Annotated in this window: 23 protein-coding genes; 18 read left to right on the forward strand and 5 right to left on the reverse strand. The window is 62.7% G+C overall.

The annotated features are described in order from the left end of the window. The first annotated feature begins 76 nt into the window (after window positions 1-76). From hisD to ACX3OW_RS13215, 5 genes are all read left to right on the forward strand, one after another. On the forward strand, window positions 77-1,387 hold the full coding sequence (gene hisD / locus ACX3OW_RS13195; RefSeq protein ID WP_459096246.1) for a histidinol dehydrogenase: 1,311 nt from the start codon (window positions 77-79) through the stop codon (window positions 1,385-1,387). A 679-nt stretch (window positions 1,388-2,066) separates the two neighbouring features. Continuing rightward, window positions 2,067-3,596 (forward strand): ABC transporter substrate-binding protein, encoded by a 1,530-nt coding sequence (locus ACX3OW_RS13200; RefSeq protein ID WP_459096247.1) that lies wholly within the window; start codon window positions 2,067-2,069, stop codon window positions 3,594-3,596. Window positions 3,597-3,677: 81 nt separating this feature from the next. Continuing rightward, on the forward strand, window positions 3,678-4,595 hold the full coding sequence (locus tag ACX3OW_RS13205) for an ABC transporter permease (protein WP_459096248.1): 918 nt from the start codon (window positions 3,678-3,680) through the stop codon (window positions 4,593-4,595). Beyond that, complete coding sequence (locus tag ACX3OW_RS13210) at window positions 4,588-5,502, forward strand: ABC transporter permease (RefSeq protein ID WP_459096249.1); 915 nt, start codon at window positions 4,588-4,590, stop codon at window positions 5,500-5,502. The genes ACX3OW_RS13205 and ACX3OW_RS13210 overlap by 8 nt, the downstream gene beginning before the upstream one ends. Next, a complete protein-coding gene (locus ACX3OW_RS13215; protein ID WP_459096250.1) occupies window positions 5,499-7,124 on the forward strand; it encodes a dipeptide ABC transporter ATP-binding protein in 1,626 nt (541 codons plus the stop codon). Before ACX3OW_RS13210 ends, ACX3OW_RS13215 begins: the two co-directional genes overlap by 4 nt. A gap of 40 nt (window positions 7,125-7,164) precedes the next feature. Here ACX3OW_RS13215 and ACX3OW_RS13220 read toward each other — a convergent pair whose 3' ends face one another. Next, window positions 7,165-7,815 carry a GntR family transcriptional regulator gene (locus ACX3OW_RS13220; protein WP_459096251.1) on the reverse strand — a complete coding sequence of 217 codons (651 nt, stop codon included), beginning with the start codon at window positions 7,813-7,815 and terminating at the stop codon, window positions 7,165-7,167. A 202-nt stretch (window positions 7,816-8,017) separates the two neighbouring features. Here ACX3OW_RS13220 and ACX3OW_RS13225 point away from each other — a divergent pair, with 202 nt between their 5' ends. The 13 genes from ACX3OW_RS13225 to ACX3OW_RS13285 all read left to right on the forward strand — a co-directional run bounded on the left by ACX3OW_RS13225 (window position 8,018) and on the right by ACX3OW_RS13285 (window position 19,482). Beyond that, complete coding sequence (locus tag ACX3OW_RS13225) at window positions 8,018-8,617, forward strand: peroxidase-related enzyme (RefSeq protein WP_459096252.1); 600 nt, start codon at window positions 8,018-8,020, stop codon at window positions 8,615-8,617. A 41-nt stretch (window positions 8,618-8,658) separates the two neighbouring features. Then, the gene (metC, locus tag ACX3OW_RS13230; RefSeq protein WP_459096253.1) at window positions 8,659-9,867 is read left to right on the forward strand and encodes a cystathionine beta-lyase; all 1,209 of its coding nucleotides are present in this window, start codon (window positions 8,659-8,661) and stop codon (window positions 9,865-9,867) included. A 41-nt stretch (window positions 9,868-9,908) separates the two neighbouring features. Next, window positions 9,909-10,256: a RidA family protein gene (locus ACX3OW_RS13235; RefSeq protein ID WP_459096254.1), complete on the forward strand. Its 348-nt coding sequence runs from the start codon at window positions 9,909-9,911 to the stop codon at window positions 10,254-10,256. Between the two features lie 25 nt (window positions 10,257-10,281). Beyond that, window positions 10,282-11,079 (forward strand): 2-keto-4-pentenoate hydratase, encoded by a 798-nt coding sequence (locus tag ACX3OW_RS13240; protein ID WP_459096255.1) that lies wholly within the window; start codon window positions 10,282-10,284, stop codon window positions 11,077-11,079. Between the two features lie 4 nt (window positions 11,080-11,083). Then, window positions 11,084-12,028 carry an acetaldehyde dehydrogenase (acetylating) gene (locus tag ACX3OW_RS13245; RefSeq protein WP_459096256.1) on the forward strand — a complete coding sequence of 315 codons (945 nt, stop codon included), beginning with the start codon at window positions 11,084-11,086 and terminating at the stop codon, window positions 12,026-12,028. Between the two features lies 1 nt (window position 12,029). Beyond that, a complete protein-coding gene (dmpG, locus tag ACX3OW_RS13250; protein WP_459096257.1) occupies window positions 12,030-13,049 on the forward strand; it encodes a 4-hydroxy-2-oxovalerate aldolase in 1,020 nt (339 codons plus the stop codon). Then, window positions 13,046-13,813: a 2-keto-4-pentenoate hydratase gene (locus tag ACX3OW_RS13255; RefSeq protein ID WP_459096258.1), complete on the forward strand. Its 768-nt coding sequence runs from the start codon at window positions 13,046-13,048 to the stop codon at window positions 13,811-13,813. Before dmpG ends, ACX3OW_RS13255 begins: the two co-directional genes overlap by 4 nt. Window positions 13,814-13,923: 110 nt before the next feature. Continuing rightward, window positions 13,924-14,655 (forward strand): aspartate/glutamate racemase family protein, encoded by a 732-nt coding sequence (locus ACX3OW_RS13260; protein ID WP_459096259.1) that lies wholly within the window; start codon window positions 13,924-13,926, stop codon window positions 14,653-14,655. A gap of 7 nt (window positions 14,656-14,662) precedes the next feature. Continuing rightward, window positions 14,663-15,436, forward strand: coding sequence for a hypothetical protein (locus ACX3OW_RS13265; RefSeq protein ID WP_459096260.1), 774 nt, complete (start codon window positions 14,663-14,665; stop codon window positions 15,434-15,436). A 69-nt stretch (window positions 15,437-15,505) separates the two neighbouring features. Next, the gene (locus tag ACX3OW_RS13270) at window positions 15,506-16,582 is read left to right on the forward strand and encodes an AbrB family transcriptional regulator (RefSeq protein ID WP_459096261.1); all 1,077 of its coding nucleotides are present in this window, start codon (window positions 15,506-15,508) and stop codon (window positions 16,580-16,582) included. 42 nt (window positions 16,583-16,624) lie between these two features. Next, a complete protein-coding gene (locus ACX3OW_RS13275) occupies window positions 16,625-17,755 on the forward strand; it encodes an NAD(P)/FAD-dependent oxidoreductase (protein ID WP_459096262.1) in 1,131 nt (376 codons plus the stop codon). Window positions 17,756-17,767: 12 nt separating this feature from the next. Then, the gene (locus ACX3OW_RS13280) at window positions 17,768-18,070 is read left to right on the forward strand and encodes a (2Fe-2S)-binding protein (protein ID WP_459096263.1); all 303 of its coding nucleotides are present in this window, start codon (window positions 17,768-17,770) and stop codon (window positions 18,068-18,070) included. Beyond that, window positions 18,067-19,482 (forward strand): FAD/NAD(P)-dependent oxidoreductase, encoded by a 1,416-nt coding sequence (locus ACX3OW_RS13285; RefSeq protein WP_459096264.1) that lies wholly within the window; start codon window positions 18,067-18,069, stop codon window positions 19,480-19,482. The genes ACX3OW_RS13280 and ACX3OW_RS13285 overlap by 4 nt, the downstream gene beginning before the upstream one ends. A gap of 3 nt (window positions 19,483-19,485) precedes the next feature. Here ACX3OW_RS13285 and ACX3OW_RS13290 read toward each other — a convergent pair whose 3' ends face one another. From ACX3OW_RS13290 to ACX3OW_RS13305, 4 genes are all read right to left on the reverse strand, one after another. Beyond that, on the reverse strand, window positions 19,486-20,880 hold the full coding sequence (locus ACX3OW_RS13290) for a M20/M25/M40 family metallo-hydrolase (protein ID WP_459096265.1): 1,395 nt from the start codon (window positions 20,878-20,880) through the stop codon (window positions 19,486-19,488). 249 nt (window positions 20,881-21,129) lie between these two features. Continuing rightward, complete coding sequence (locus tag ACX3OW_RS13295) at window positions 21,130-21,501, reverse strand: Rid family detoxifying hydrolase (RefSeq protein WP_459096266.1); 372 nt, start codon at window positions 21,499-21,501, stop codon at window positions 21,130-21,132. Window positions 21,502-21,523: 22 nt separating this feature from the next. Next, window positions 21,524-22,642, reverse strand: a complete 1,119-nt coding sequence (locus tag ACX3OW_RS13300; protein WP_459096267.1) for a PLP-dependent cysteine synthase family protein — start codon at window positions 22,640-22,642, stop codon at window positions 21,524-21,526. A 216-nt stretch (window positions 22,643-22,858) separates the two neighbouring features. Beyond that, a complete protein-coding gene (locus tag ACX3OW_RS13305) occupies window positions 22,859-24,286 on the reverse strand; it encodes a gamma-aminobutyraldehyde dehydrogenase (RefSeq protein ID WP_459096268.1) in 1,428 nt (475 codons plus the stop codon). Window positions 24,287-24,295: the final 9 nt, after the last annotated feature.

Raw genomic sequence — 24,295 nt, forward strand, 5'->3', positions numbered from 1 at the left:
GGGCTGAAACACCAGAGCTAATTTTATTGAAACGGGACGATAGCCGCAATTGCAGCTTCTCCCGGAGGAGGAACGCATGCCTAAATATCTGAAGACTGCGGCAGTCCCGCGCGGCAATGTCAGCAACCCCGCCGTGAAACAGACGGTTGAAGGCATCATTGCCGACGTCGAACGCGACGGCGATCAGGCGGTCCGGCGCCTGTCGATCAAGTTTGATGGCTATGATCGGGAAAGCTACCGTCTGTCGAAGCAGGACATTCAGGACTGTGTCGACGCGATGGCCAAGGAGGATCTGGACGACATCCTTTTCGCGCAGCAACAGGTGCGCAATTTTGCCCAGAAGCAGCGCGAATGCCTGCTCGATCTCGAGGTTGAAACCTATCCCGGCGTCGTGCTCGGCCACCGCAATATTCCAGTGGCCAATGTCGGCTGCTACGTGCCCGGCGGCAAGTTCCCGCTGCTCGCCTCTGCCCATATGTCGGTGGTGACCGCCAAGGTGGCCGGCGTCGAGCGGATCATTACCTGCGCGCCGCCGGTCAATGGCCGGCCATCACCCGCCATCGTGGCGGCCCAGCATCTGGCCGGGGCCGATGAAATCTATTGCCTGGGCGGCGTGCAGGCTGTTGTCGCCATGGCGCTGGGGACGGAAACGATCGCGGCGGTCGATATGCTCGTCGGGCCCGGCAATGCCTATGTGGCCGAGGCGAAGCGTCAGCTTTATGGCCGTGTCGGGATTGATCTGTTCGCCGGCCCGACCGAAACCTTGATCATCGCCGATGAAACGGCCGATGCCCTGACCTGTGCCACCGATATTCTCGGCCAGGCTGAACATGGGCCGGATTCGCCAGCCATTCTGCTGACCACGAGCGCGGCCCTGGCCGAGGCGACCAGCCAGAAGATCAACGAATTGCTGTCCGTGCTCCCCACGGCGATCAACGCCCGCAAGGCATGGGAAGAGCATGGCGAGATCATCCTCTGCAAGGATGACGCCGAGCTGCTTGCCGAGGCGGATCGTATCGCCTCCGAGCATGTGCAGGTGATGACGCGCGATCCGGATTATTTCCTGGCAAATCTGCGCAATTATGGGGCGCTTTTTCTCGGCGAGCGAACCAATGTGGCCTATGGCGACAAGGTCATCGGCACCAACCACACGCTGCCAACCTTGGGCGCGGCGCGCTACACCGGCGGTCTTTGGGTCGGGAAATTTCTCAAGACCTGCACCTATCAACGCGTGCTGACCGATGAAGCCTCGGTGTATTTTGGCGAGTATTGCTCGCGTCTCAGCATGCTCGAAGGCTTTGTCGGTCACGCCGAACAGGCCAATACCCGGCTACGACGCTTCGGCGGACGCACCATCCCCTATGGTACGGCAGCGGCGCGCACCTAAGCATAATGCAGGAAGGAGGTGGCACCGTCACGGTGCTACCTCCAGACGAGGCCCCGATAGCCGCAGTAAGGCTCAAGCGAGACGTAAACGCAGAGCCGCGACGTGCTGCTGAGGCCTCTGAAGGAATGCGTCGGCTGGACGTATCTGTCCACCGTGCTCGACGGTCCCAAGACGAGACCGACATTCCGCTAATCGGCGACCCAATCTGCGCCGAATGTTCTGACGACGGCCATTTCAGCCCCAGGACCACACCTTCATCGTGCCGGTAGCCGCCGGTCTGCTGTTGGTGATTTGACGCGAAAAGCAGCCATCTCAAGACAGAGGCCAAGACCATCTTGCTGCCCCGAACCTGCGGGGCGGTGAGCGCTCTGGTGTTTATCCCTAAGGCCCTGATCTGCCTGGCGGTCGGCGCAATCAAACGCAATGTCCGAGATTCGTTTTGCGTCCGCAAAATGGATTGGATTCGAAGGCGGCTTGGCAAGGGACAGTGTTGCTCAGTCCGTGCAGCGTCAGGAAATCAAAACTACATCCCGGCAGGATGCTGACAGAAATGTGTTTGACATCCGAAGGAAATCCAACATAAATTTCCGGCGTCGCGTTCGTGGGAGCAATGGCGGAACTGCGGCGCTCAATGAGACACATTCAAAAAAACCACTTCACAGGGTTTCTGGAGGAACGAATGCGAATTCTCTCAACTTTGTCCGCGGCGGTATTGGGGCTCGCCCTGAGCTCGGCCCCGGGCATGGCTGCTGAACCAGGTACGGTCACCATCGTCGGAACGTCCGGACCGCAGACCATGGATGGCTGCCAGGTCAGCGTTTCGTCGACCGGCCGTATCCTCAAGCAGAACGTGCTTGAATCACTGACCGAGATTGATGCCATCAAGGGCGGCGCCGTGCCGCGTCTGGCCACTTCGTGGGAGCAGGAAGAGGACGGCTCATGGCTGTTCAAGCTGCGCCAGGGCGTGAAATTCCACGACGGCAGCCCGCTCACCCCAGAAGCCGTCATCTACTCGTTTGACCGCATGCTCGATCCGGCCATGGGTTGCGATGCGCTGATCTTCGTGTTCTCCGGCGTCGAAGTGAAGGTTGAGGCTGTCGATGACGAGACAGTCCGTATCGTCACCAATCCGGTGCAGCCCATCCTGCCGCTGATGACGGAATCCCTGCCCATCGTTCCGCTGTCGACCCCGCGTAATGAAATCACCCGCACGCCCATCGGCACCGGGCCATATGTTTTCACCAACTGGGATACCCAGACCTCGGTGACGCTCGAGCGCTTTGACGGCTATTGGGGCGAGCAGCCTCAGGTCGAAAAGGCAAACTTCATCTGGCGTGACGAAGCCAGCGTGCGTGGTGCCATGGTCGACGTTGGCGAGGCCGATCTGGCTCTGTCCATCGGCGAGCAGGATGCCAAGGACACCGACGTGGTGTTCCAGAGCGCCGAACTGTCGCGCATCAAGATCAATACCGACCAGGCGCCGTTCGACGACGTGCGCGTCCGCAAGGCGCTCAACCTGGCGCTCGATCGTCAGGCACTGATCGGCACGCTGCTGAACAGCAAGCTGACCCTGGCCAACCAGATCGTCGGCCCGAGCGTGTTCGGCTACAGCCCCACCATCGGCCAGTACGAATATGACCCCGTCGAGGCCAAGCGCCTGCTGGACGAGGCTCGTGCCGATGGCGCTCCGCTGGATCGTCCGATCCGCATGATCTCGATCAGCGGTTCGAGCACCTTCTCCAACCAGGATGAAGTCATCGAGGCACTGATCTCGATGTGGCAGCAGGTTGGTCTGAACGTGCGTGTCGAGGCGCTGGAAATGGGTCTGTTCCGCAGCTCCATCCGTCGCGACAGCTTTGAGCCGGGCCGTGATCCCACGCTGGTGTTCTCCAACCACGACAACACCACGGGCGATGCTGGCATGAGCATCTTCTCCAAGTATCACTCGGGCAACATGACCGCAGACCTTCCGATCGGCGAAGAAGCCATCAAGGAAATGGATGCGCTCATCGAAAGCGGCATGGCCGCTGTAGGTGATGAACGCCTGCGTATCTTCCAGGAAGTCATGCGTCTCGAGCATGAGGAAGTCGTGCCGGAAGTCTGGCTCTATTACATGGTGAACATCGTGCGCATGAGCGACCGGATCACCTACGAGCCCAACGCCCGCACCAACGCCGTCATCGAGCTGGCCGACATCACGCTGAACTAAAAATGCACTGGCGCGGCGCCGATCCTATTGGCGCCGCGCCTCCTCGTCGCATCCGTTCGTCTGCGCCACGAAAGGCATGACATGCTGCAATTCATCCTTAAGCGGGCGTTGAGCGGGGGGCTTTCCCTTGCCATCCTGATTACGCTTATCTTTTTCTTTGCCCGTTTGAGTGGCAACCCCACCGACCTGTATGTGCCGATGGATACGTCGGAACTGGTGCGCGCGCAGATTGCCGAGCAGCGCGGTTTCAACGATCCCGTCATGACCCAGTTCGGCAAATTCCTGTCGGATTTGTCGCGTGGCGATCTTGGTGACTCGCTGCGTTTTGCGCGCCCGGCCATTGATGTGGTGAAGGAGGCGATGCCGACGACGCTGACGCTGGCTGCCCTGGCTATTCCCATCGCGACAGTGCTGGCGCTGATCATCGGATCGCTTGCCGCCCTGCGCCCCGATGGCTTGTTCGATCGCATTGCCGGCGGCGCCTCACTGGGCGCGGCCAGCCTGCCCGATTTCTGGCTCGCCATTGTGGGCATTCTGGTTTTCGCCGTGATGCTGCGCTGGCTGCCGACTTCTGGCACGGGTACCCCCTTGCATTGGATACTGCCGGTGGCGGTGCTGGTGTTCCGCCCGCTTGGTATTCTCGTGCAGGTGGTGCGCACCTCGATGATTGCGGTGTTGAGCGCGGACTATGTCCGCGCCGCGCAGGCAAAAGGCGTCCGCCAATCGGTGATCGTCATGCGCCATGCGCTGCCCAACGCGGTGATCCCGATGCTGATGGTCGTCGCCTATCAGTCGGCCGGCATCCTGAATGGCGCCATCGTCATCGAGATGATCTTTGGCCTGTCCGGCGTGGGGCGCCTCATGCTGGATTCGGTCATCTATCGAGACTTCAACCTGTTGCAGGCGGTCGTCATCGTCACGGCCATCGCAATCTTTCTCGTCACCGCGCTGGCAGACGTTCTGCACGCGCTTATCGACCCCCGTATCAACCATGGTTGAGGATGAAATGGTGGGCACACCCGCTACGCCGCGCCTGGTCGCATTCCTTTGGTTCGTCCGCTCGCAGCCGGGCGCTGCCTTGTCGATCGGCTATCTCTTGCTGATCGCCGTCATGTTCCTGATTGGACCGATATTCTTTGCCCAGTCTGCCGGGATGGTGAATTTCACCACCCGCAACCTGCCGCCCCTGACAATGGAGCCCAGTTGGAACTTCATCCTGGGCAGTGACTCGCTGGGCCGGCCGACCTTCGATCGTCTCGTCATGGCAGCGCAGCCAACGGTGGGCATCACCCTGGCGGCCGTTGCCATCGGCGCCACCGTCGGGATCTTTCTCGGGCTGGTGGCCGGCATGCGCAATGGCTTCATGTCCTCGGTGATCATGCGCTTTGCCGACGCCCTGATGAGCTTTCCGACGCTGCTGCTGGCCATCCTGTTGCTCTATATCGTCAAGAGCAGCATCGGCACGGTGGTCGTAGTGCTCGCGGTGAGCCGCGTGGCGCTGTTCATCCGCGTCACGCGCGCCGAAACCATGGAAGTGCGCAGCCGGGTCTATGTCACCGCGTCGCGTGCCATCGGTGCGCCGGTCTCGTGGATTACCCGCGTGCACCTGCTGCCTACCCTGCTGCCCACCCTGGTGACGCTGCTGGCGGTGGAAGTGGCCTTCACCATGCTCGCCGAATCCAGCCTCAGCTTTATCGGCGTCGGCGTGCAGCCGCCCGGTATTTCGTGGGGGCTGATGGTCGCGCAGGGCCGGGAATATCTCGCCACGCAATGGTGGCTGGCGCTTTGGCCGGGCTTGGCCATCGTGCTGACGGCGGTCTCGCTGATCGTTCTCGCCGACTGGATGAAAACCGCGCTTGACCCGCGGCAGAAATGGCGCCTGCAAACGTCGGAGAACAACAAGTGAGCACTTCTGTCCCACTCCTGCGTGTTGAAAACCTGTCGATTGAATTCGGCTCGGGCAGCGCCGCGATCAAGGCCGTGCGCAATGTCAGCTGGTCGATCAATGCCGGCGAGACTCTGGCGATCATCGGCGAAAGCGGTTCGGGCAAGAGTGTCAGTTCATCGACAATTCTGAATCTGTTGCCGATGCCGCCAGCGCGCATCACCAGTGGCCGGATCATGTTTGGCGATATCGATCTGCTCAAGATCGGGACGCGTCAGCGCCGCGCAATCAACGGCAAACGCATCTCGATGATCTTTCAGGATCCGCTGGCGAGCTTGAACCCGCTGCATACCGTGGGCGATCACATCACCGAAGCCATGACCACTCATGGGGTGGCCAAGCCAACGGCGCGAGCGCGGGCGCTCGACCTGCTGGGACGGGTCGGCATTGCCGACCCCAAGACGCGCTTCGATGACTACCCGCACCAGTTTTCGGGCGGGCAGCGCCAGCGCATCATGATCGCGGTGGCTATCGCCATGGGCCCGGAATTGCTCATCGCTGACGAGCCGACCAGCGCGCTCGACCTGACCGTGCAGGCCGAAATTCTGCAATTGCTCCGCGATTTGCAGAAGGAAACCGGGATGGCGATCGCCATCATCACGCACGACATCAACGTGGCGCGGCAGTTTTCCAACACCGTGGTGGTGATGAACCGGGGCGAGGTGGTTGAATCCGGGGTGACCAGCGCTGTGCTGGCCAATCCGACCAACGACTACGCCAAGCGCCTGATCGCCGCCGTGCCCGACCCCCACGCCGCCATCATTGCCTATGACCGGCCCGCCGGCGGCAAGCCGATGTGTGAGGTCACGAACCTGACCAAGATTTACCCGGCCCGGAAGAATTTCTTCGGCCGCCGGGTCAGTGCCGACAAGCTGGCGGTAAACAATATCGACCTCGACATCTTTCCCGACGAAATCGTCTGCGTCGTGGGCGAGACCGGTTCGGGCAAGTCGACGCTGGTGCGCTCGATCCTGTTGCTGGAGAAGGCCGATGCCGGTTCAGTGGTGGTGGACGGCAAGAATTTGATGGCCATGGATGCCGATGGCCTGCGCGCCATGCGGCGGGACATGCAGATCATTTTCCAGGACCCGACTGCCTCGCTCAACCCGCAGCTGACGGTGGAGGCCATCGTCTGCGAGCCGTGGAACGTTCATCAGGATGTGATGCCGCAAGGCCAGCGCCGGGCGGCCGCAGGAGAACTGCTGGAACGGGTTGGCCTGAAGAAGGAACATCTCGACTGGCACCCGCATCAGTTTTCGGGTGGGCAGCGCCAGCGTATCGCGATTGCAAGGGCCCTGGCACTCAAGCCGCAGTTGATCGTGTGCGACGAGGCCGTGTCAGCGCTGGACGTTTCGGTTCGCGCCCAAATCCTCGATCTGCTCGCCGAACTCAAGGCGGCCACCGGGATGTCGCTATTGTTCATCACCCATGATCTGGGTCTGGTGCGCCAATTCGCCAACCGCGTTGTCGTCATGCGGAACGGCGAGATCGTCGAGGTCGGGAACGTCCAGGACGTGTTCCTGGCGCCCAACCATCCCTATACCAAGAACCTGCTGGGCTCGCTGGAGCGTCTTGTTGAGTAGGGCCGCGCGGATAGCATCAAGCGATGCGCGTGGCCGCTGCTTAGCGTCGGGCCAGATTGTCGACGAAACCGTCCCAGACGCGGGTCAGGTGGTGGTTCAGGGCAGCACGCGCCGCGTCGCTGTTGCCGTCGGCAATCGCCTGCAGGATTTCAAGATGTTCCTTGCAGTTCTCGCGGAACCGGCCGGGGTAGCGGTTGACGTTGCACATGCGGACGCGACGGCGAACCGTGGCGATGGTCTGCTCCAGGGCGACGTTGCCGCTGGCCTTGGCGATGGCCATGTGCAGGTCTTCGTCCAGCGCAAAATAGACCGGCAGGTCAGCCTCTTCGCGGCTCGCCATGGCTTCGATACGGGCCTTGAGGTCCGCCAGGATCGCCGGGTCCATGCGACCGGCGGCGCCGGCGCAGGCTTCGCCTTCCAGCAGGCGGCGCAGCTGCAGCAGGTCGAGATATTCTTCGATGGTCGGCGAGGGCACCATGTAGAGGCCGTTGGACAGGCGGTCGAGCATCCCTTCGCCATGCAGCCGGCTCAGCGCGATGCGCAGCGGCGTCCGCGAAATATCGAGAATTTCGGACAGCGGGCGTTCCTCGATCACCTTGCCACCCGGAAGCTCCCGACGAAGGATCATGGCGGACAAGGCTTGGTAGGTACTCTCCGAGAGGGTTTGCCCAGCGGCATCAGGTCTCTTCACGGCGCGGCTCCAGCATGACTGCATATATTCGAGTCAATCAAATACGCACGTCGCGTCAGAGTTTCAATTGAATTCCACCGCGATCCCAACGGCTTCCGCCAAGTCCGACGTGACACAGTAGGCAGCACTCTCACGCTAAATGCAACAGAACGAACATCGTGCGGACCTTCGGCCAGAACAGCGCACAAATTGGAGAAAACATATGACTGATCAAAACACAAACAGCGCGGCTCAGGCATCAGCTTCCCTCACCTGGCTTGACTTGGAAACCGTCGCGCCTACTCCAGAGCTGCAGAAGGTTTTTGACACGACGATTGAGCGGATTGGCTATGTCCGCAATTCGCAGCTGGCCATGGCCGGCATGCCCGAAGTTGTCATCGCGCTGGACGGGCTGAGCCGCTCGGTCATGAAGGACACCGCCGGCAGTCTTAGCCCCAAGGAGCGCGAGCTGATCGCCCTGGTGGCGAGCGTCGAAAACAGCTGCGTGTCGTGCACCTTTACCCATGCTGCGCGCCTGCGTTCGATCACCAGCGATCCGCTATGGACCGCCATCGTCGAGGTCAATTATCGCCACGCCGCGCTGACCGAGCGCGAGCGGGCCATTGCCGACTATGCCTATACGCTGACCGCCCATCCGGCGCTGGTCGATGACCAGGATCTGGAGCCGCTGCGCGCCGCTGGCGTCACCGAACAGGACATTTTCTACGTCATCGCCATCACCGCCTACTTCAACCTGAGCAACCGGCTGATGAGCGGGCTGGGGATGAAGCCAAACCAAGAGGCCTATGACGCCGGGCGTTAGTCGCTGCGTCATCCAATAGCTGTTTAATCGGGGCATATGCCATGCGCGACAATGACGAGAATTATGGATTTGGCACCCGCCTCGTGCAGATGGGGCGGTCCAAGTCGGACGGACAATCCTTTGTAAATCCGCCGCTGGAGCGTGGCTCCAGCGTGCTGTTTCCCACCATCGCGGCGCGGGACGCAGTGCGTCAGCGCCCGCTCGACCAGGTGCTCACCTATGGGTTGAAGGGCGGGCAAACCCACTTTCACCTTGAAGACGCCGTGGCGGAAATCGAAGGCGGCAGCCGCTGCCAGATCGTCTCGACCGGATTGGCGGCGGTGACCACCGCGCTGTTTGCCTATCTCAAGGGCGGCCAGCATTGCCTGATGCCGGACAGCGTTTACGGTCCGACCCGGTCGTTCCTGTCGAGCATCGGCAAGGATAGCGGCATGTCCGTGACTTACTACAAGCCGACCATCGACGAGGCCGGCCTGCGCGCCCTGGTGCAGGACAATACCACTGTGATCTATGCCGAAAGCCCCGGCAGCCACACCATGGAAGTGCAGGACGTCGCCATGCTGTCGCGCGTCGCCCGCGCGGTCGGCGCCAAGCTGCTGATGGACAATACCTGGGGGCTGTCCTTCTTCAAGCCATTCGAGCATGGCGTGGATTGTTCGATTCAGGCTGGTACCAAATATATTGGCGGCCACTCCGATCTGATGCTCGGCACCATCACCACCAATAGTGATGATGACTGGAGCCGTGTCCGCAATACGGCGGTGACGCTGGGGCAATATGCCAGCCCCGACGATTGCTGGCTGGCCCTGCGTGGCCTGCGGACCTTGCGGGTGCGTCTGGCCGAACACATGCGCGCCGGCATGGCCGTGGCGCAATGGCTCGAAGGCCGCGCCGAGGTAAAGCAGGTGCTGCATCCGGCGCTGCCCGGTGCGCCGGGACACGACTTGTGGAAGCGCGACTTCACCGGCGCCTGCTCGCTGTTCTCCGTCGTGCTCGACCCGCGGTTTGAATATGCCGACATGGTCGCCATGATCGATGCGCTGAAGCTGTTTGGCATTGGCGCGTCCTGGGGTGGCTTTGAAAGCCTCGCTTTGCCGACCACTGGCACCGTCACCCGCACGGCCGAAACCGGCGGTTTCGGCGCGCAGGTGTTCCGCCTCCATATCGGGCTCGAAGATACCGACGATCTGATCGCCGACCTTGATGCCGGCTTTGCGGTCTTGAACGGCCATGCTGCGGACCGGGCCTGAGGCCCTCCCGGCGCACACCTTAACTCAACAGGAATTTTGCCATGACCATCACCCGTTTTGACACCAATCACCGCCGCAGCCGCGTCGTCATCCACGGCGACACCGTCTATCTGGCCGGCCAGGTTTCCGCCGATACCGATGGCGACATCACCCACCAGACCAAGGGCACGCTGGCCCGGGTCGACCAGGCGCTGGCGCTGGCCGGCAGCGACAAGAGCAAGATCCTCAGCGCCACGATCTGGCTGAGCGATATGGCTGACTTCAAGGCCATGAACGAAGTCTGGGATGCGTGGATCGACCCGCAGAACCCGCCGGCCCGTTCGTGCGGCGAGGTCAAGCTGGCCCGTGCCGACCTGCTGATCGAAGTGATCGTGGTGGCGGCGCGCTAACGCCGCCGAAAACTCTCCGAAAGGTATGGCGATCGTGTCAGAAACTAACATCCAAGAGGCCGCGGACCGACTGTGGCAGGCCTGGGAAACCGGCACGCCGGTCGACCCCGTACGCGATCGGATCGGGGCCGGCGACGTTGCTGCGGCCTATCAGGTGCAGGACATCAATACCCGCCGCTGGGAAGCCCAGGGCCGCAAGATTTCGGGCCGCAAGATCGGCCTGACCGCCAAGACGGTGCAGGCGCAACTCGGCGTCGATCAGCCCGATTACGGCGTGCTGTTTGCCGATATGGAAGTGCAGGACGGCGAGGACATCGCCTTCGGCCGGGTGTTGCAGCCCAAGGTCGAGGCAGAAGTGGCCTTTGTCATCTCGGCGCCGCTGACCGGCCCGCATTTGACCATGACGACCCTGATGACGTCCATCGCCTTCGCCTTGCCGGCGATCGAAGTGGTGGGCAGCCGGGTCAGCAATTGGGACATCCGTATTGCCGATACGGTGGCCGACAACGCCTCGAGCGGACTCTACGTGCTGGGGCAGACCCCGCGCCAACTAAGTGATTTCGACCTGCGTCTCTGCGGCATGGTGATGCTGCGCAATGGCGAGCCGGTGTCGGTGGGGGCGGGCGCTGCCTGCCTCGGCAGCCCGCTCAATGCCACGCTGTGGCTGGCGCGCACCATGGCCGCCGCCGGCCGGCCGCTCGGTCCTGGCGACGTGGTGTTGTCCGGCGCGCTCGGCCCGATGGTCGTGGCTCAGCCCGGTGACGTGTTTGAAGCGCGGATCAATCGGCTCGGCTCAGTCAGCGTTGGATTTGGGAGGGAGTGAGAACATGACGAAAATCAAATGCGCCATCATCGGCTCGGGCAATATCGGCACCGATCTGATGATCAAGATACTGCGCCACTCCAAGACCCTCGAGATGGGCGCGATGGTGGGTATTGATCCCAGCAGCGACGGCTTGGCTCGCGCCAGCCGCATGGGCGTCACCACGACGCATGAGGGCCTCGAAGGTCTGCGCCGGCTTGCTGAATATCCCGACATCCGTGTGGTGTTCGACGCCACCAGCGCCGGCGCCCATCGACACCACAATGAAGCGCTGCAGGCCGATGGCAAGCAGGTGATCGATTTGACGCCCGCTGCTGTCGGACCGTTCATCATTCCCGCGGTCAATCTCGATAAGCATCTTGAGGCGGGCAATGTGAACATGGTCACCTGCGGTGGCCAGGCGACCATTCCGATGGTGGCAGCAGTCAACCGGGTCAGCCCGGTGCGCTACGCCGAAATCGTGGCCTCGATCAGCTCCAAATCGGCTGGCCCCGGCACGCGCGCCAATATAGATGAATTCACCGAAACCACCGCCGCTGCCATCGAGCAGGTTGGCGGCGCCCAGCGCGGCAAAGCGATCATCATTCTCAACCCGGCTGAACCGCCGATGATCATGCGCGATACGGTGTTCTGCCTGTGCGATGCCGCCGACACCGACAAGATCCGCGCATCGGTCGAAGAGATGGTGCGAGACGTGCAGAGCTACGTGCCCGGCTATCGCCTCAAGCAGGAAGTTCAGTTCGAACAGATCGGCTCGAACGCGCCGCTGCTGATCCCGGAAATGGGCGGCAGCTTCACCGGGATCAAGGTTTCCATTTTCCTCGAGGTCGAAGGCGCTGCGCATTATCTGCCAGCCTATGCGGGGAACCTCGACATCATGACCTCCGCGGCGCTGAAAACTGCTGAACGCCTGGTCGAGAAACGCAACTGGACGGCGAGGGCAGCGTAAGATGAGCAGGCTTTACATTCAGGACGTGACGCTGCGCGACGGCATGCATGCCGTCCGGCATCAATATGATCTGGGCCATGTGCGTGACATTGCGCAGGCGCTGGACGAGGCTGGCGTCGACGCCATCGAGGTCGCCCATGGCGACGGGCTGATGGGGTCGACCTTCAACTATGGCTTCGGCGCCCATACCGACGAGGCCTGGATCAAGGAAGCCGCCAAGGTCTGCAAGAACGCGGTGCTGACGACGCTGTTGCTGCCCGGCATCGGCACTATCGAAGACCTCAAACGCGCCCGCGACAATGGCGTCCGCTCGGTGCGCATCGCCACCCATTGCACCGAGGCCGATGTCAGCGCCCAGCATATTAGCGCCGCCAAGGAGATGGGGCTGGACGTGTCAGGCTTCCTGATGATGTCGCATATGACCTCGCCCGAAGCGCTGGCGGCCCAGGCCGTCAAAATGGAAAGCTATGGTGCCGACTGCGTCTATGTCACCGATTCCGGTGGTGCGCTGACCATGGCCGGCGTGACCGAGCGTTTCGACGCTTATGCCAAGGCGCTGAAGCCCGAAACCCAGCGCGGCGTACATATGCATGAGAACCTGTCGCTATCGGTCGCCAATACAATTGTCGCCGTTCAGCACGGCGCGACCCGTGTCGATGCTTCGTTGGCGGGCATGGGGGCAGGGGCCGGCAATTGCCCGCTCGAAGCCTTCATCGCCGTGGCCAATGTCTATGGCTTCGAGCATGGCTGCGATCTGTTCAAATTGCAGGACGCCGCCGAAACCCTGGTGCGTCCGTTGCAGGACCGTCCGGTGCGGGTCGACCGCGAAACGCTGACCTTGGGTTATGCGGGGGTCTATTCGTCCTTCCTGCGTCACGCCGAACGGGCGGCAGGGCTTTATGGCCTCGATACCCGCGAAATCCTGGTTGAACTGGGCAAGCGCGGCATGGTGGGCGGCCAGGAAGACATGATCGTCGACGTGGCGCTGGACATGATCAAGCAAAAAGAAAGTGCAGCATGACTGACCTGCAAAGACTGGCGGAAATCGCCGATGAGGCGGCCCTTTGCGCTACAGCAATTCCTCAATTTTCCGACACGCATACCCTGAGTGTTGACCAGGGCTACGCCATCCAGACGCTGTCCATGAACCGCCGCTATGCGCGCGGCGACCGGCGGATCGGCATCAAGATGGGGTTCACCAGCCGCGCCAAGCAGCTGCAGATGGGGCTCGATGACCTGATCTGGGGCCGCCTGACCGAATCCATGCGTCTCGAAGAGGGCGGCTGCGTTTCGATGAGCCGGTTCGTGCATCCGCGCGTCGAACCGGAGGTCGCCTATCTGATCCGGCATCGCCTGGAAGGCAATGTGAGTGCGCTTGAGGCGTTGAACGCGGTGGCGGGCGTCGCGCCCGCCATGGAAATCATCGACAGCCGCTTCGCCAACTTCAAGTTCGACGTGGCCGACGTGGTGGCCGACAATACCTCTGCCGCGGGGTTTGTTATCGGTGACTGGTACGCGCCCGGCACCGATGTCGCCAATCTCGGGCTGATCCTGTCGATCAACGGTCGGCCTCGGCAAATCGGTTCCACTGCCGCAATCCTCGGCAATCCGGCGCGTGCGTTGGTGGCGGCAGCCCGGATGGCTGCCAGCGCCGGCGAAGCGCTTTGCCCCGGCGACATCGTTCTGGCCGGCGCCGCAACGGCGGCGGTCGAGTTTTCGGCCGGTGACCACGTCCAAGCCCAGTTCGAAACCTTGGGCTCGATCAATTTCTCTATCGTCGACTAACCTTTTCACCCTGCTGATAAATTTATAAGTTCCATTTGGATTTCATTGACACTCAAGTGGAACTTGAGCGATATGTCCGCATCCTGGTGGCTAGCGAACGGGCTTGCAGAATGACCCCCACTGAATTCCCCCTGGGCCGCCATCGCGGTCGCCCCGTCTATGGCGCCAAGCTCGGCATCATCATCCTCGACACCCGCTTCCAGCGTTTTGTCGGCGATATCGGCAATGCCGAAACCTTCGATTATCCGGTGCAGTATTCGGTCATTAAGGGCGTTTCGCTTGGCGCCGACCTCACGCCGGAAGGCGAGACGTTGCAGGTTTTCTATCGGGCCATTGATGACCTCGTGGCGCGTGGCGTCGACGGCATTTCGACCAGTTGCGGCTTCCTCGCGATCATGCAGCCACATCTGGCCGCGCGCAGTCCGGTGCCGGTTGCCAGCTCCAGCCTGCTGCAGATCCCGATGCTGCAGCGCATGCTGCCGACCTCGCAGCAGGTTGGCGTGGTGACGGCCAAGAAGCCGGCCCTGACCCCGGCGCATTTTGCCGGCGTGGGCGTGACCTTCGACGGTCCGATCGCCGGCATGTCGCTCGAAGGCTATTTCCGCGCCAATCTGATCAGCGGCAATCCGAAGATCGATTTTGTCAGGCAGGAACAGGAAGTCTTGGACACCGTCCGGGGCCTCCTGGAGGAAAATCCGAACATGGGCGCGCTGGTGTTTGAATGCACCAACCTGTCGCCCTATTCGGCTTCCGTCGAGCGTGAGTTCGGCATTCCGGTCTATGACGTCATCACCATGCTGGACTGGTTCCATGCCGGGCTTCGTCCCCGCCAATACAGGTAACATGCCCATGCCTTTCAATCCGCTTCACGGTTCCGGCGGCGTGTGCCGCGTCGGCATCATCGGCGCTGGGCGTATCGCCCAGGCGATCATCACCAGCATTCAGGCAGGCGAGGCCGGGGCCTATGAAGTTTGCGCCGTGCTGACCCGGCGCAGTGCCGAGCGGCCCGGGATCACGGCGCTGACCACCGCCGACCGCGCTGAGTTTCTGGCCAGCAAGCCTGATCTGATCATCGAAGCCGCCGGGCCAGATGGGCTGCTCGAGCATGGCGTTGCCGCGATTGCGGTGGCCGATATCTGGTCGATCAGCGGCATGGCGTTGGGCGATGCTGATTTTGCGGCCAAGGTCGAGGCCGCCGGGAAGCAGGCCGGCCATCGGCTCCGCCTGCTGGGTGGCGCCATTGCCGGCCTTGATGCCGCAACGGTGGCCGCGCGCGATCCCGAGGCACGTGTGTTCATCGAGGCCGTGACCAGCACCACAGTCGAGGGCGATACGCCTGATTTTGTCGGCACTGCACGCGAAGCCGTCGGCCAGCTGCATGGCGTCAATGTCGTCGCCGCCGCGGCCCTGGCCGGGACCGGTCTCGACGCGACCCACTTGACCTTCTTCAACCGCAAGCCTGGCACTCGCCGCTTTTTCAATATCCGGATTGAAAGCAGCGTCGGCAATTTCGCCATGAGCAGCAGCCCCAACCTGTCCCCCGAAACCGGCGCAACCTTCATCGTCGCGTCGTCGGTGGTCACGGCGCTGGTGCAGGCGCAGCGCACGATCTGGGCCGGCTAGACTGGACATTACGGGCGGGGCAGGAGGCTCCGCCCGGATCACCATGCGGTGGTGGGGGGAGTAATCAGATTGGCGCTGCATAAATTCTTGTCGCGGTTCCAACCGCCGTGGCGCGCCATGCTGGCCTTGCTGGTCGGCGCGTTGTCTGGCGTGTTGGCGCAGGCCGTCGGCCTGCCGCTGCCCTGGATGCTTGGCCCGATGATCGGCACGACGATTGCTGCGTTGTCGGGTGCCCCTATCCGCTCACCGGCCCGGCTGCGGGTGGTGTTTCTTCCGGTGCTGGGCGTCATGCTCGGTTCGGGGATTGATGCGAGCATTCTGTTGGCGCTGGGGCGCTGGAGTATCACCTTCGCCTTCCTGATCCCCTTTTCCATCGCCGCTGCTGCTGCGTCTTACTGGTTTTACCGGGGCATCGGCCGCTACGATCCGGTGACGGCGTTTTTCAGCGCCATGCCGGGCGGTCTCAATGACATGGTGATCATGGGCGTCGAGGCCGGCGGCGAGGAAAAACGCATCGCCATGGCGCATGCCACGCGGATTCTGGCGGTTATTCTATTCGGGGTATTGTTCTTTGGCGTGGCCATGGGGGTCTCCAGCGGCAGCGCCGCGCCACGCGGAGCGGCGCTCAACGCGCTGACGGTGCAAGACTGGCTGGTGCTGGGAGGCTGCGCCCTGTTGGGCGTGCCATTCGCGTCTGTTCTGCGCCTGCCTGCGCCAGCGATCCTGGGGCCGATGGTGCTGAGCGGGATCGCCCATGTCACTGGGCTGGTCACCGTTGCGCCGCCGGACTTGGTCGTCATCATCGCTCAGGTGGTGATCGGAACCGTCATTGGCGGACGCTTTGTGGGCGCCAGCCTCAGGCAGGTCGGCCGGGATATGGGGCTGGGCGTCGGCTCCTCACTGCTCATGATCGCGGTTGCGGTGCTGTTTGCGCTGATTGTCAGCACGATCACCGGCACCGAGATCAGCCACACTTTCCTCGCCTATTCGCCGGGCGGGTTGACCGAGATGAGCCTGCTCGCTTTGGCGATGGGGCAAGAGGTGGCCTATGTTTCGGTGATGCATGTGGCGCGGCTGACCCTGGTGATCTTCGCCGCTGCGCCAGCGCTCCGATGGCTGCGCCGCGCACGCCGGGTGACCCCATGAATTGGGTATTTTTGACGGTAGGCAAGACGAGGGCGGTGCACCGTGGCGACTGACTATGATTTGCTGATCATTGGTGGTGGCCTGATCGGCTGCGCTGCTGCCTGGGGCGCGGCACGCGCCGGCGCACGCGTGGCGATTGTCGATGGTGAAGACGGCGCCTATCGCGCCTCGGTGGGTAATTTTGGCCTGCTGTGGACGCAGGGCAAGGGCGTCGACGCGCCGGCCTACGCCAACTGGACCCGCAAGGCGGTAAAGCTCTGGCCAGAATTCGCCGAAGCCTTGGGTGCTGTCAGTGGTGTCGATATTGGCTTTGAACAGAAGGGTGGCCTGCACTTCCTGCTGTCGGAGGCCGAGGCCGAGAAGCGCATGGCGCAACTGGCGCCACCCGGCTCCCCCAAGGATGATTTTGCGGTCGAATTCATCGCCGCCAGCACGCTGCGCGAAACCATGCCGGAGCTGGGTCCCGACGTTTATGGCGCGACGTTCTGCAAACAGGACGGCGCGGTCAATCCGCTGCTGCTGCTTCAGGCCCTGCGCATTGCGCTGCACAAGAGTGGCGTGACAATGCTGTCGGGAAAGTCGGTCGATCAGATCCGTCCCGATGGCAGTGGCTTTGCGGTTTCGGTCGGTGACCGCCAATTACGGGCAGGGCGGCTGCTGCTGGCCGCGGGGCTGGGTAGTCGCGAGCTGGGGCGTGACATTGGTCTTGATCTGGCCGTGTTCCCGCAGCGCGGCCAGTTGATGATCACCGCTCGGACCACGCCATTCCTGCACATGCCGACGACCGCGATCCGCCAGATGGCCGAGGGCACGGTTCTGCTCGGCTCGACGCAGGAAAATGTCGGCTTCGACAAATCCATCGGGGTTGGTCAGCTGGGGCAGATTGCGGAGCGCGTGGTGCGCATTTTCCCGCGCATTGCCGATCTGGATCTGGTGCGCAGCTGGTCCTGCCTGCGGGTGATGACGCCTGATGGGCTGCCGATCTATCAGCAATCGGAGCGCTATCCCGGTGCCTTTGCCGCCACAGCCCATAGCGGGGTGACGTTGGCCGGCATTCACGCGCTGATGCTGGCCCCGGCCATCCTGTCGGGTCAGTTGCCGCAAGACGTCGAGGCCTTTGCCGCGGATCGCTTCGGGGACTGGCAGAGCCACACCGGTGGATCGTCACATTAGAGGGGCCGCGCGATGTTCAAGAAACTGACAGCGGACGCGGGAAGCGTCGCGCCGGAGCAGGTCACCCTGACGGTGGACGGTCGCATAGTCGTGGCACAAGCAGGCGACACCGTTGCCGCAGCGCTACTGGCCACCGGCCAAATCAATTTCCGCATGTCCCCGACTTCGGGCAAACCGCGCGGCCCCTATTGCATGATGGGCGTGTGTTTTGAATGCCTCGTCACCATCGATGGGCGCGCGGGTCGACAGGCCTGCATGACCTCGGTCGTAGCCGGCATGGATATACGCACCGACACAGGAGCAAACCCGTCATGACGAACACTGTGCCACCCGCCGATGCCGGGCAATGGGACACCATCGTCGTGGGTGCCGGTCCTGCGGGGCTGGCGGCGGCCACGTTGCTGGCCGAGCATAAACTGCGCGTGCTGGTGCTCGACGAGCAGCCCGCGCCCGGCGGGCAGATCTATCGCGGCATTGAGCGTACGCCCGCCGGTAGCCGGAAGGCAGAAATCCTGGGCAGCGACTATCTGCATGGCGCCGATCTGGTCCGCCGCTTCCGCGCCAGCGCGGCTGCCTATTGGCCCGAGACCAACATGTGGCACGTGGCGCCGGGGCTTGAGGTGTTTGCCAGCCGCGAGGGCATCACGCACAAGCTGCGGACCTCAAAGCTGATCCTTGCCACCGGAGCAATGGAGCGGCCTGTGCCGGTCGCCGGCTGGACCTTGCCTGGGGTGATGACCGCCGGGGCGCTGCAAATCCTGATCAAGAATAGCGCTCTTGTCGCCGATGAGCCCATCGTCATTGCTGGGTCCGGACCGCTGTTTTATCTGCTGGCCCATCAATGCATATTGGCAGGCGTGCCGATCGCGGCGCTGCTTGATACCGCCGTGTCTCGCCATATGCTGGGCGCCATCCGCGCCATGCCGCGGGCGCTGACCGGCAAGGGCCCGGGCTATCTGCTCAAGGGGCTGAAACTGAAACTGGCGCTGCGGCGCGCCGGCATCCCGACCTATGGGGCAGTGCGCGACATTGAAATTCAGGGCAATGAGCGGGCCGAAGAGGTTCGCTTTCGATCCGGCAACAAGACCCACCATATTGTCGCCGGGCTGGTGGCCCTGCATGAGGGCGTCATTCCCGGCCAGAACGCCACCCGTATGCTTGGATGTGCCCATGTTTGGGACCAGCGCCAGTTCGCCTTCAAGCCGCTTCTTGACGCCTGGGGGGCAAGTTCGGTCGAGGGCATCCGTGTTGCGGGCGATGCCGGCGGCATCGTCGGTGCGCGCAGCGCCGAGCATCAGGGCCGGTTGGCAGCGCTGGATATTTTGCATGAACTGGGCCGGCTGGACAATGCGGCCCGCGACCGGCTCGCGGCCGACGAGCGGCGCGCCCTCAATGCCCACCTAAGCGTTCGTGCTTTCCTCGATGACCTCTATCCGCCACGCACGGCCATCAATACGCCGAGCGGCGATGTGGTGCTGTGCCGCTGCGAGTCCGTCAGCGCCTCGGCGGTGCACGCCTTGGCCAAGGATGGGCTTGGGCCCAATCAGATCAAGGCCGCGCTGCGCTGCGGCATGGGGCCCTGTCAGGGGCGGCTATGCGGCTCTACGGTGGCGCAAGTCGTGGCCGCCGCGCAGGGCCAGCCTCCGCAGGACTATTACAACATCCGCCCACCACTGAAGCCGGTGTCTATGGGCGAGATTGCCACTCTGGCAGCCAAGCGCCCTTAGGCGTCAGCCTGCCAGGGCGGCCAGAACGCGCACCCAGCTGCGAATGCCGCGATGGTAGCTCTCGAGATCGTATTTCTCGTTGGGCGAGTGGATTTTGTTGTCGACGCGGGCAAAGCCGATCAGCAGCGCATCGAGGTCAAGAATGCGCTTGAAGTCGCCGACCACCGGGATGGAGCCGCCCGAGCCGGTGATCACCGCCGGCTTGCCCCATTCGTCGGAAAGCGCCGCCAACGCCTGACGCAGATGAGTGCCATCGTCCGGCACGGTGATGGCGGGTGAGCCGCCATGTTCGGTGAAGGTCACCGAGCAATCCGCCGGGATGCGTGCCTGCACATGCTGGCGGAAGGCGGCGCGGATCTTGTGTGGGTCCATGCCGGACACCAGCCGGAAGCTTATCTTGGCACTGGCCTTGGCCGGGATCACGGTCTTGAAGCCGTCGCCGGTATAGCCGCCAATCATGCCGTTGATTTCGCAGGTCGGCCGCGCCCACAGCATTTCCAGCACCGAGCGATCCCGCTCGCCCGCTGGCACTGATAGCCCGGCTTCGCCGAGAAACGCCGCCTGATCAAAGCCGAGGCCCTGCCATTGCGCTTTCAGCGCCGGGCTGATTTCGGCTACGTCATCATAAAACCCCGGCAGCGTCACCGAGCCATCCGGCCCCCGCAGGCTGGCGATGATTTCGGCCAGCACCTGATTGGGATTGCGCGCCGCATTGCCGAACATGCCGGAATGCAGATCCTTGTTGGCGCAGCTGATTTCCACCTCGTCGGCCACAAGGCCACGCAGCATGGTGATGACGGACGGCGTTGCGGCATCCCACATCCGCGTATCGCAGACCAGCGCGATATCGGCGACGCCCAGCTCAGCCTTGTTGGCCTCCATGAAGGGCGGCAGGTTCACGCCGCCGCTTTCTTCCTCACCCTCGATCATCATCGATATTCTGATCGGCAGGCTGCCAGTGGTTGCCTTCCAGGCGCGACAGGCCTCGATGAAGGTCATCATCTGCCCCTTGTCGTCCGAGGCGCCGCGCGCCACGATGATCTGGCGGCCATGGGCATCGGTCTTGAGTTCGGGCTCGAACGGATCGGTGTGCCACAGATTCAGCGGATCGACCGGCTGCACGTCGTAATGCGCGTAAAACAGCACATGCGGCCCGGCCTGCTCAGGACCATGCGCCACCACCACCGGATGGCCCGGCGTCGGGCGGGCCGCAGCGTCAAAGCCCAGTCCGGTGAGCTCACTGGTGATCCAATCTGCCGCGCGCTGGCATTCGGCGGCATAAGCGGGATCGGTGGAGACGGACTTGATGCGGAGCAGGGCATAGAGCCGCTCCAGGCTCTGCTCGAGTCCACCATCCACTGCGGCAAGAACGGCATCGAGTTTTGTAGCAACGGTCATCACGCGAATCCCTTTTCCCTACCCTGTTTGAGCCCGCTTCCGCTGTCCAGCAGCAGGCGTTCCCCGACGCAGTATTCTTGCTGATCGGGCGGTTTGACGTATGGGAAAGCCGCATTTTGAAAAGGGCGCACCTCGGCAGCGACGGCCGAAAATGCCCTGCTGGGGGCTGCTGAAAGGAATGGGGCGCGTGCTTGCCATCGCGCCCTGTTTTCGGCGCGATGGTCGTCAGCACGACTGGGCCGCGTGACTCTAGAGGGCGATCACTGCCTCGATTTCGACCTTGGCCCCCATTGGCAGGGCGCTCACCTGGTAGGTGGCGCGGGCGGGGTAGGGCTCCTGAAAGTGACGGGCATATTCCGCGTTGAGTTCGCCCCAGCGCGACAGGTCCGTCACCAGGACGGTGGTCTTGATGGTGTTGGCGAGCGAGCTGCCGGCGGCTTCGGCGATGGCGGCGATGTTGCGCAGGGACTGCGCCATCTGCGCAACGGCATCGTCGGGCATGGTGCCGGTCGCGGGGTCGAGCGGCAATTGGCCCGAGACGAAGAGCAGGTCGCCATGGCGGCGGGCCTGCGAATAGGGGCCGACGGCGGCGGGGGCGAGATCGGTAGCAATGACGGTCATGATGGGCTCGTGCAGTTGAAAATTAGCGCTGGCGGGTGCCGAGCAGCAGATCGGGGTGAAAAATGCCGGTCTCGAGGCTGTCTTCGATCAGGGCTTCGTGGGGGGCGATGTTCAGGCCTTGCTGGGTCAGCCAGGCGTCATCAAAATAGGTCTGGGCATAGCGCTCGCCGCTATCGCAGATGAGCGACACGATCGAGCCGGCATCCTTGTCCTCGCGCATCTGGCTCGCCGCCCACAGCATGCCGATGAAATTGGTGCCGGTGGAAGCGCCGACGCGCCGGCTCAACAACCGCGACAGCACGCGGGTGGCGGCGATGGAGGCAGTGTCCGGCACCTTGAGCATGGCATCGACCACATTGGGGATAAAGGACGCTTCTATACGGGGGCGACCAATGCCTTCGATGCGGCTGCCGCGCGCGCAATGCGCCTCCTGATTGACGCCGCACCAGCCCTCGTAAAACGCCGAGAATTCCGGGTCGGGGACGCACAGGCTGGTGTTGAGGCCGCGATAGAGGATGTAGCGGCCAATGGTGGCGGAGGTGCCGCCAGTGCCGGGGCTCATGACCACCCAGCGAGGAATGGGATGCCGTTCCATGGTCATCTGCTGGAAGATGGATTCGGCGATATTGTTATTGCCGCGCCAATCCGTCGCCCGTTCGGCGAAGGTGAACTGATCCAGATAATGCCCATTTTCGCGCACCGCGAGCAGCCGCGCTTCCTCATAGATGGCGGAGGGATCATCGACGAAATAGCAGGAGCCGCCCTGCTGCTCGATCGCCTCCACCTTGCTCTGGCTGGTGGTGCGCGGCAATACGGCGAAAAATCTCAGCCCCAGCAGCTTGGCATAATAGGCTTCGCTGACGGCGGTGGAGCCGGACGAGGCCTCAACCAACGCGGTGGTCGGGCCAATCAGGCCGTTGCAGATGCCATAGAGGATCAGCGAGCGGGCCAGCCGGTGTTTCAGGCTGCCGGTGGGGTGGGTCGACTCGTCCTTGAGATAGATGTCGATGTCGGGAAATGTCGGAACGGCCAGCGGAATGAGGTGTGAGTCGGCCGAGCGATGGGCGTCCGCCTCCATCACCTTGATCGCACGACGCGCCCAGCAGCGCTTGGTTTCCTCAATCTCGACAGTATTTAGCATGTGGTGCCCTATATGGTCACTGAATTAGAATTCAGTGCTGCAAATGACCTGCAACACAGAAATTCATATCATGCGCCTTGTCGGTTTTCTAGGGATAGGCTCACAAATTTCGTCAGCGTGCTGTTTTCGGCGTTAGCGGCGGGGCGCGTCTGCACAAACGACAATCCGGCCACCGCAACGCGCAGCGACCGGATTGGCGCAGGGAGCTGAAATGCGTCAGCCGTGATTGATCATCACGTGGCGAACGCTGGTGTAGTCTTCGAGCGAATAGCTCGACAGATCCTTGCCATAGCCGGACTGCTTGATGCCGCCATGCGGCATTTCATTGACCAGCATGAAGTGGGTGTTGATCCAGGTGCAGCCATAGCGCAGGCTGGCGGCGGCGCTCATCGCCTTGGAAATATCCTTGGTCCACACCGACGAGGCCAGCCCGTAATCGCTGTCATTGGCCCATTTCACCGCCTGGTCCGGCTCGTCGAAGCGGGTAATGGACACCACCGGACCGAACACTTCGCGGCGCACGATCTCGTCGCTCTGCAACGCCCCGGCCACCACCGTCGGCTCGAAGAAAAAGCCCTGTTCGCTTGATTTCTTGCCGCCCGCCGTCACTTCGATATGGGACATTTCCTGCGCCCGCTCGACAAAACTGGCCACCCGGTCGCGCTGCCGCAGCGAAATCAGCGGTCCCATTTCGTTGAGGCTATCGTCTTCCTGATTGAACTGGATGGTCGAGACCGCCGACGACAAATCCGCCACCAGCCGGTCATAAATCTTCGAGCCGGCATAGATACGGCAAGCGGCGGTGCAGTCCTGCCCGGCATTGTAATAGCCAAACGCCCGCAGCCCGGTCACCACAGCGTCGAGATCGGCATCGTCATAGACGATCACCGGAGCCTTGCCGCCCAGTTCGAGATGGGTGCGCTTGACCGATTTGGCCGCCGCCTGCAGCACCTTCTTGCCCGTGGCGATATCGCCGGTGATCGACACCATATCGATCTTGGGGTGGTTGATCAGCGCATTGCCGACGCTTTCCCCACGCCCCAGCACGATATTGACCACCCCTTCGGGCAGGATTTTCGCCAGAATCCGCGCCAGCTTGAGCGCGCTGAGCGGGGTCTGTTCCGAGGGCTTGAACACCACCGTATTGCCCCCGGCAATCGCCGGCGCCAGCTTCCACGCCATCATCATCAGCGGGTAGTTCCACGGCGCAATCGAGCCGACAATGCCGATCGGATCGCGCCGCACCATGGAAGTGTGGCCTGCCATATATTCGCCGGCCACGACGCCACTCATATTGCGCACCGCCCCGGCAAAGAAGCGGTAGCAATCCACCACCGCCGGGATTTCATCATTGCGCACCGCATTGATCGGCTTGCCGCAATTGAGCGCTTCCAATGCCGCGAATTCATCGGCCTCGGCCTCGATGGCGTCGGCAATGCGCAACAGATAGGTCGAACGCTGCTGCGGCGTGGTGCGCGACCAGTGGACAAACGCCTTGCCCGCTGCCGTCACCGCCTTGTCCACCTGCGCCAGCGAGGCTTCGGGGATGGCCTTGATCAAGCCGCCCGTCCGCGGATTGAGCACCTGTTCTTCAAAATCCACGCCGCTCTCGAACTGCGCGCCGATCAGCATGCTGGTGTCCATCATCATCTC

It is taken from the genome of Devosia sp. A449 (genome assembly GCF_054489375.1).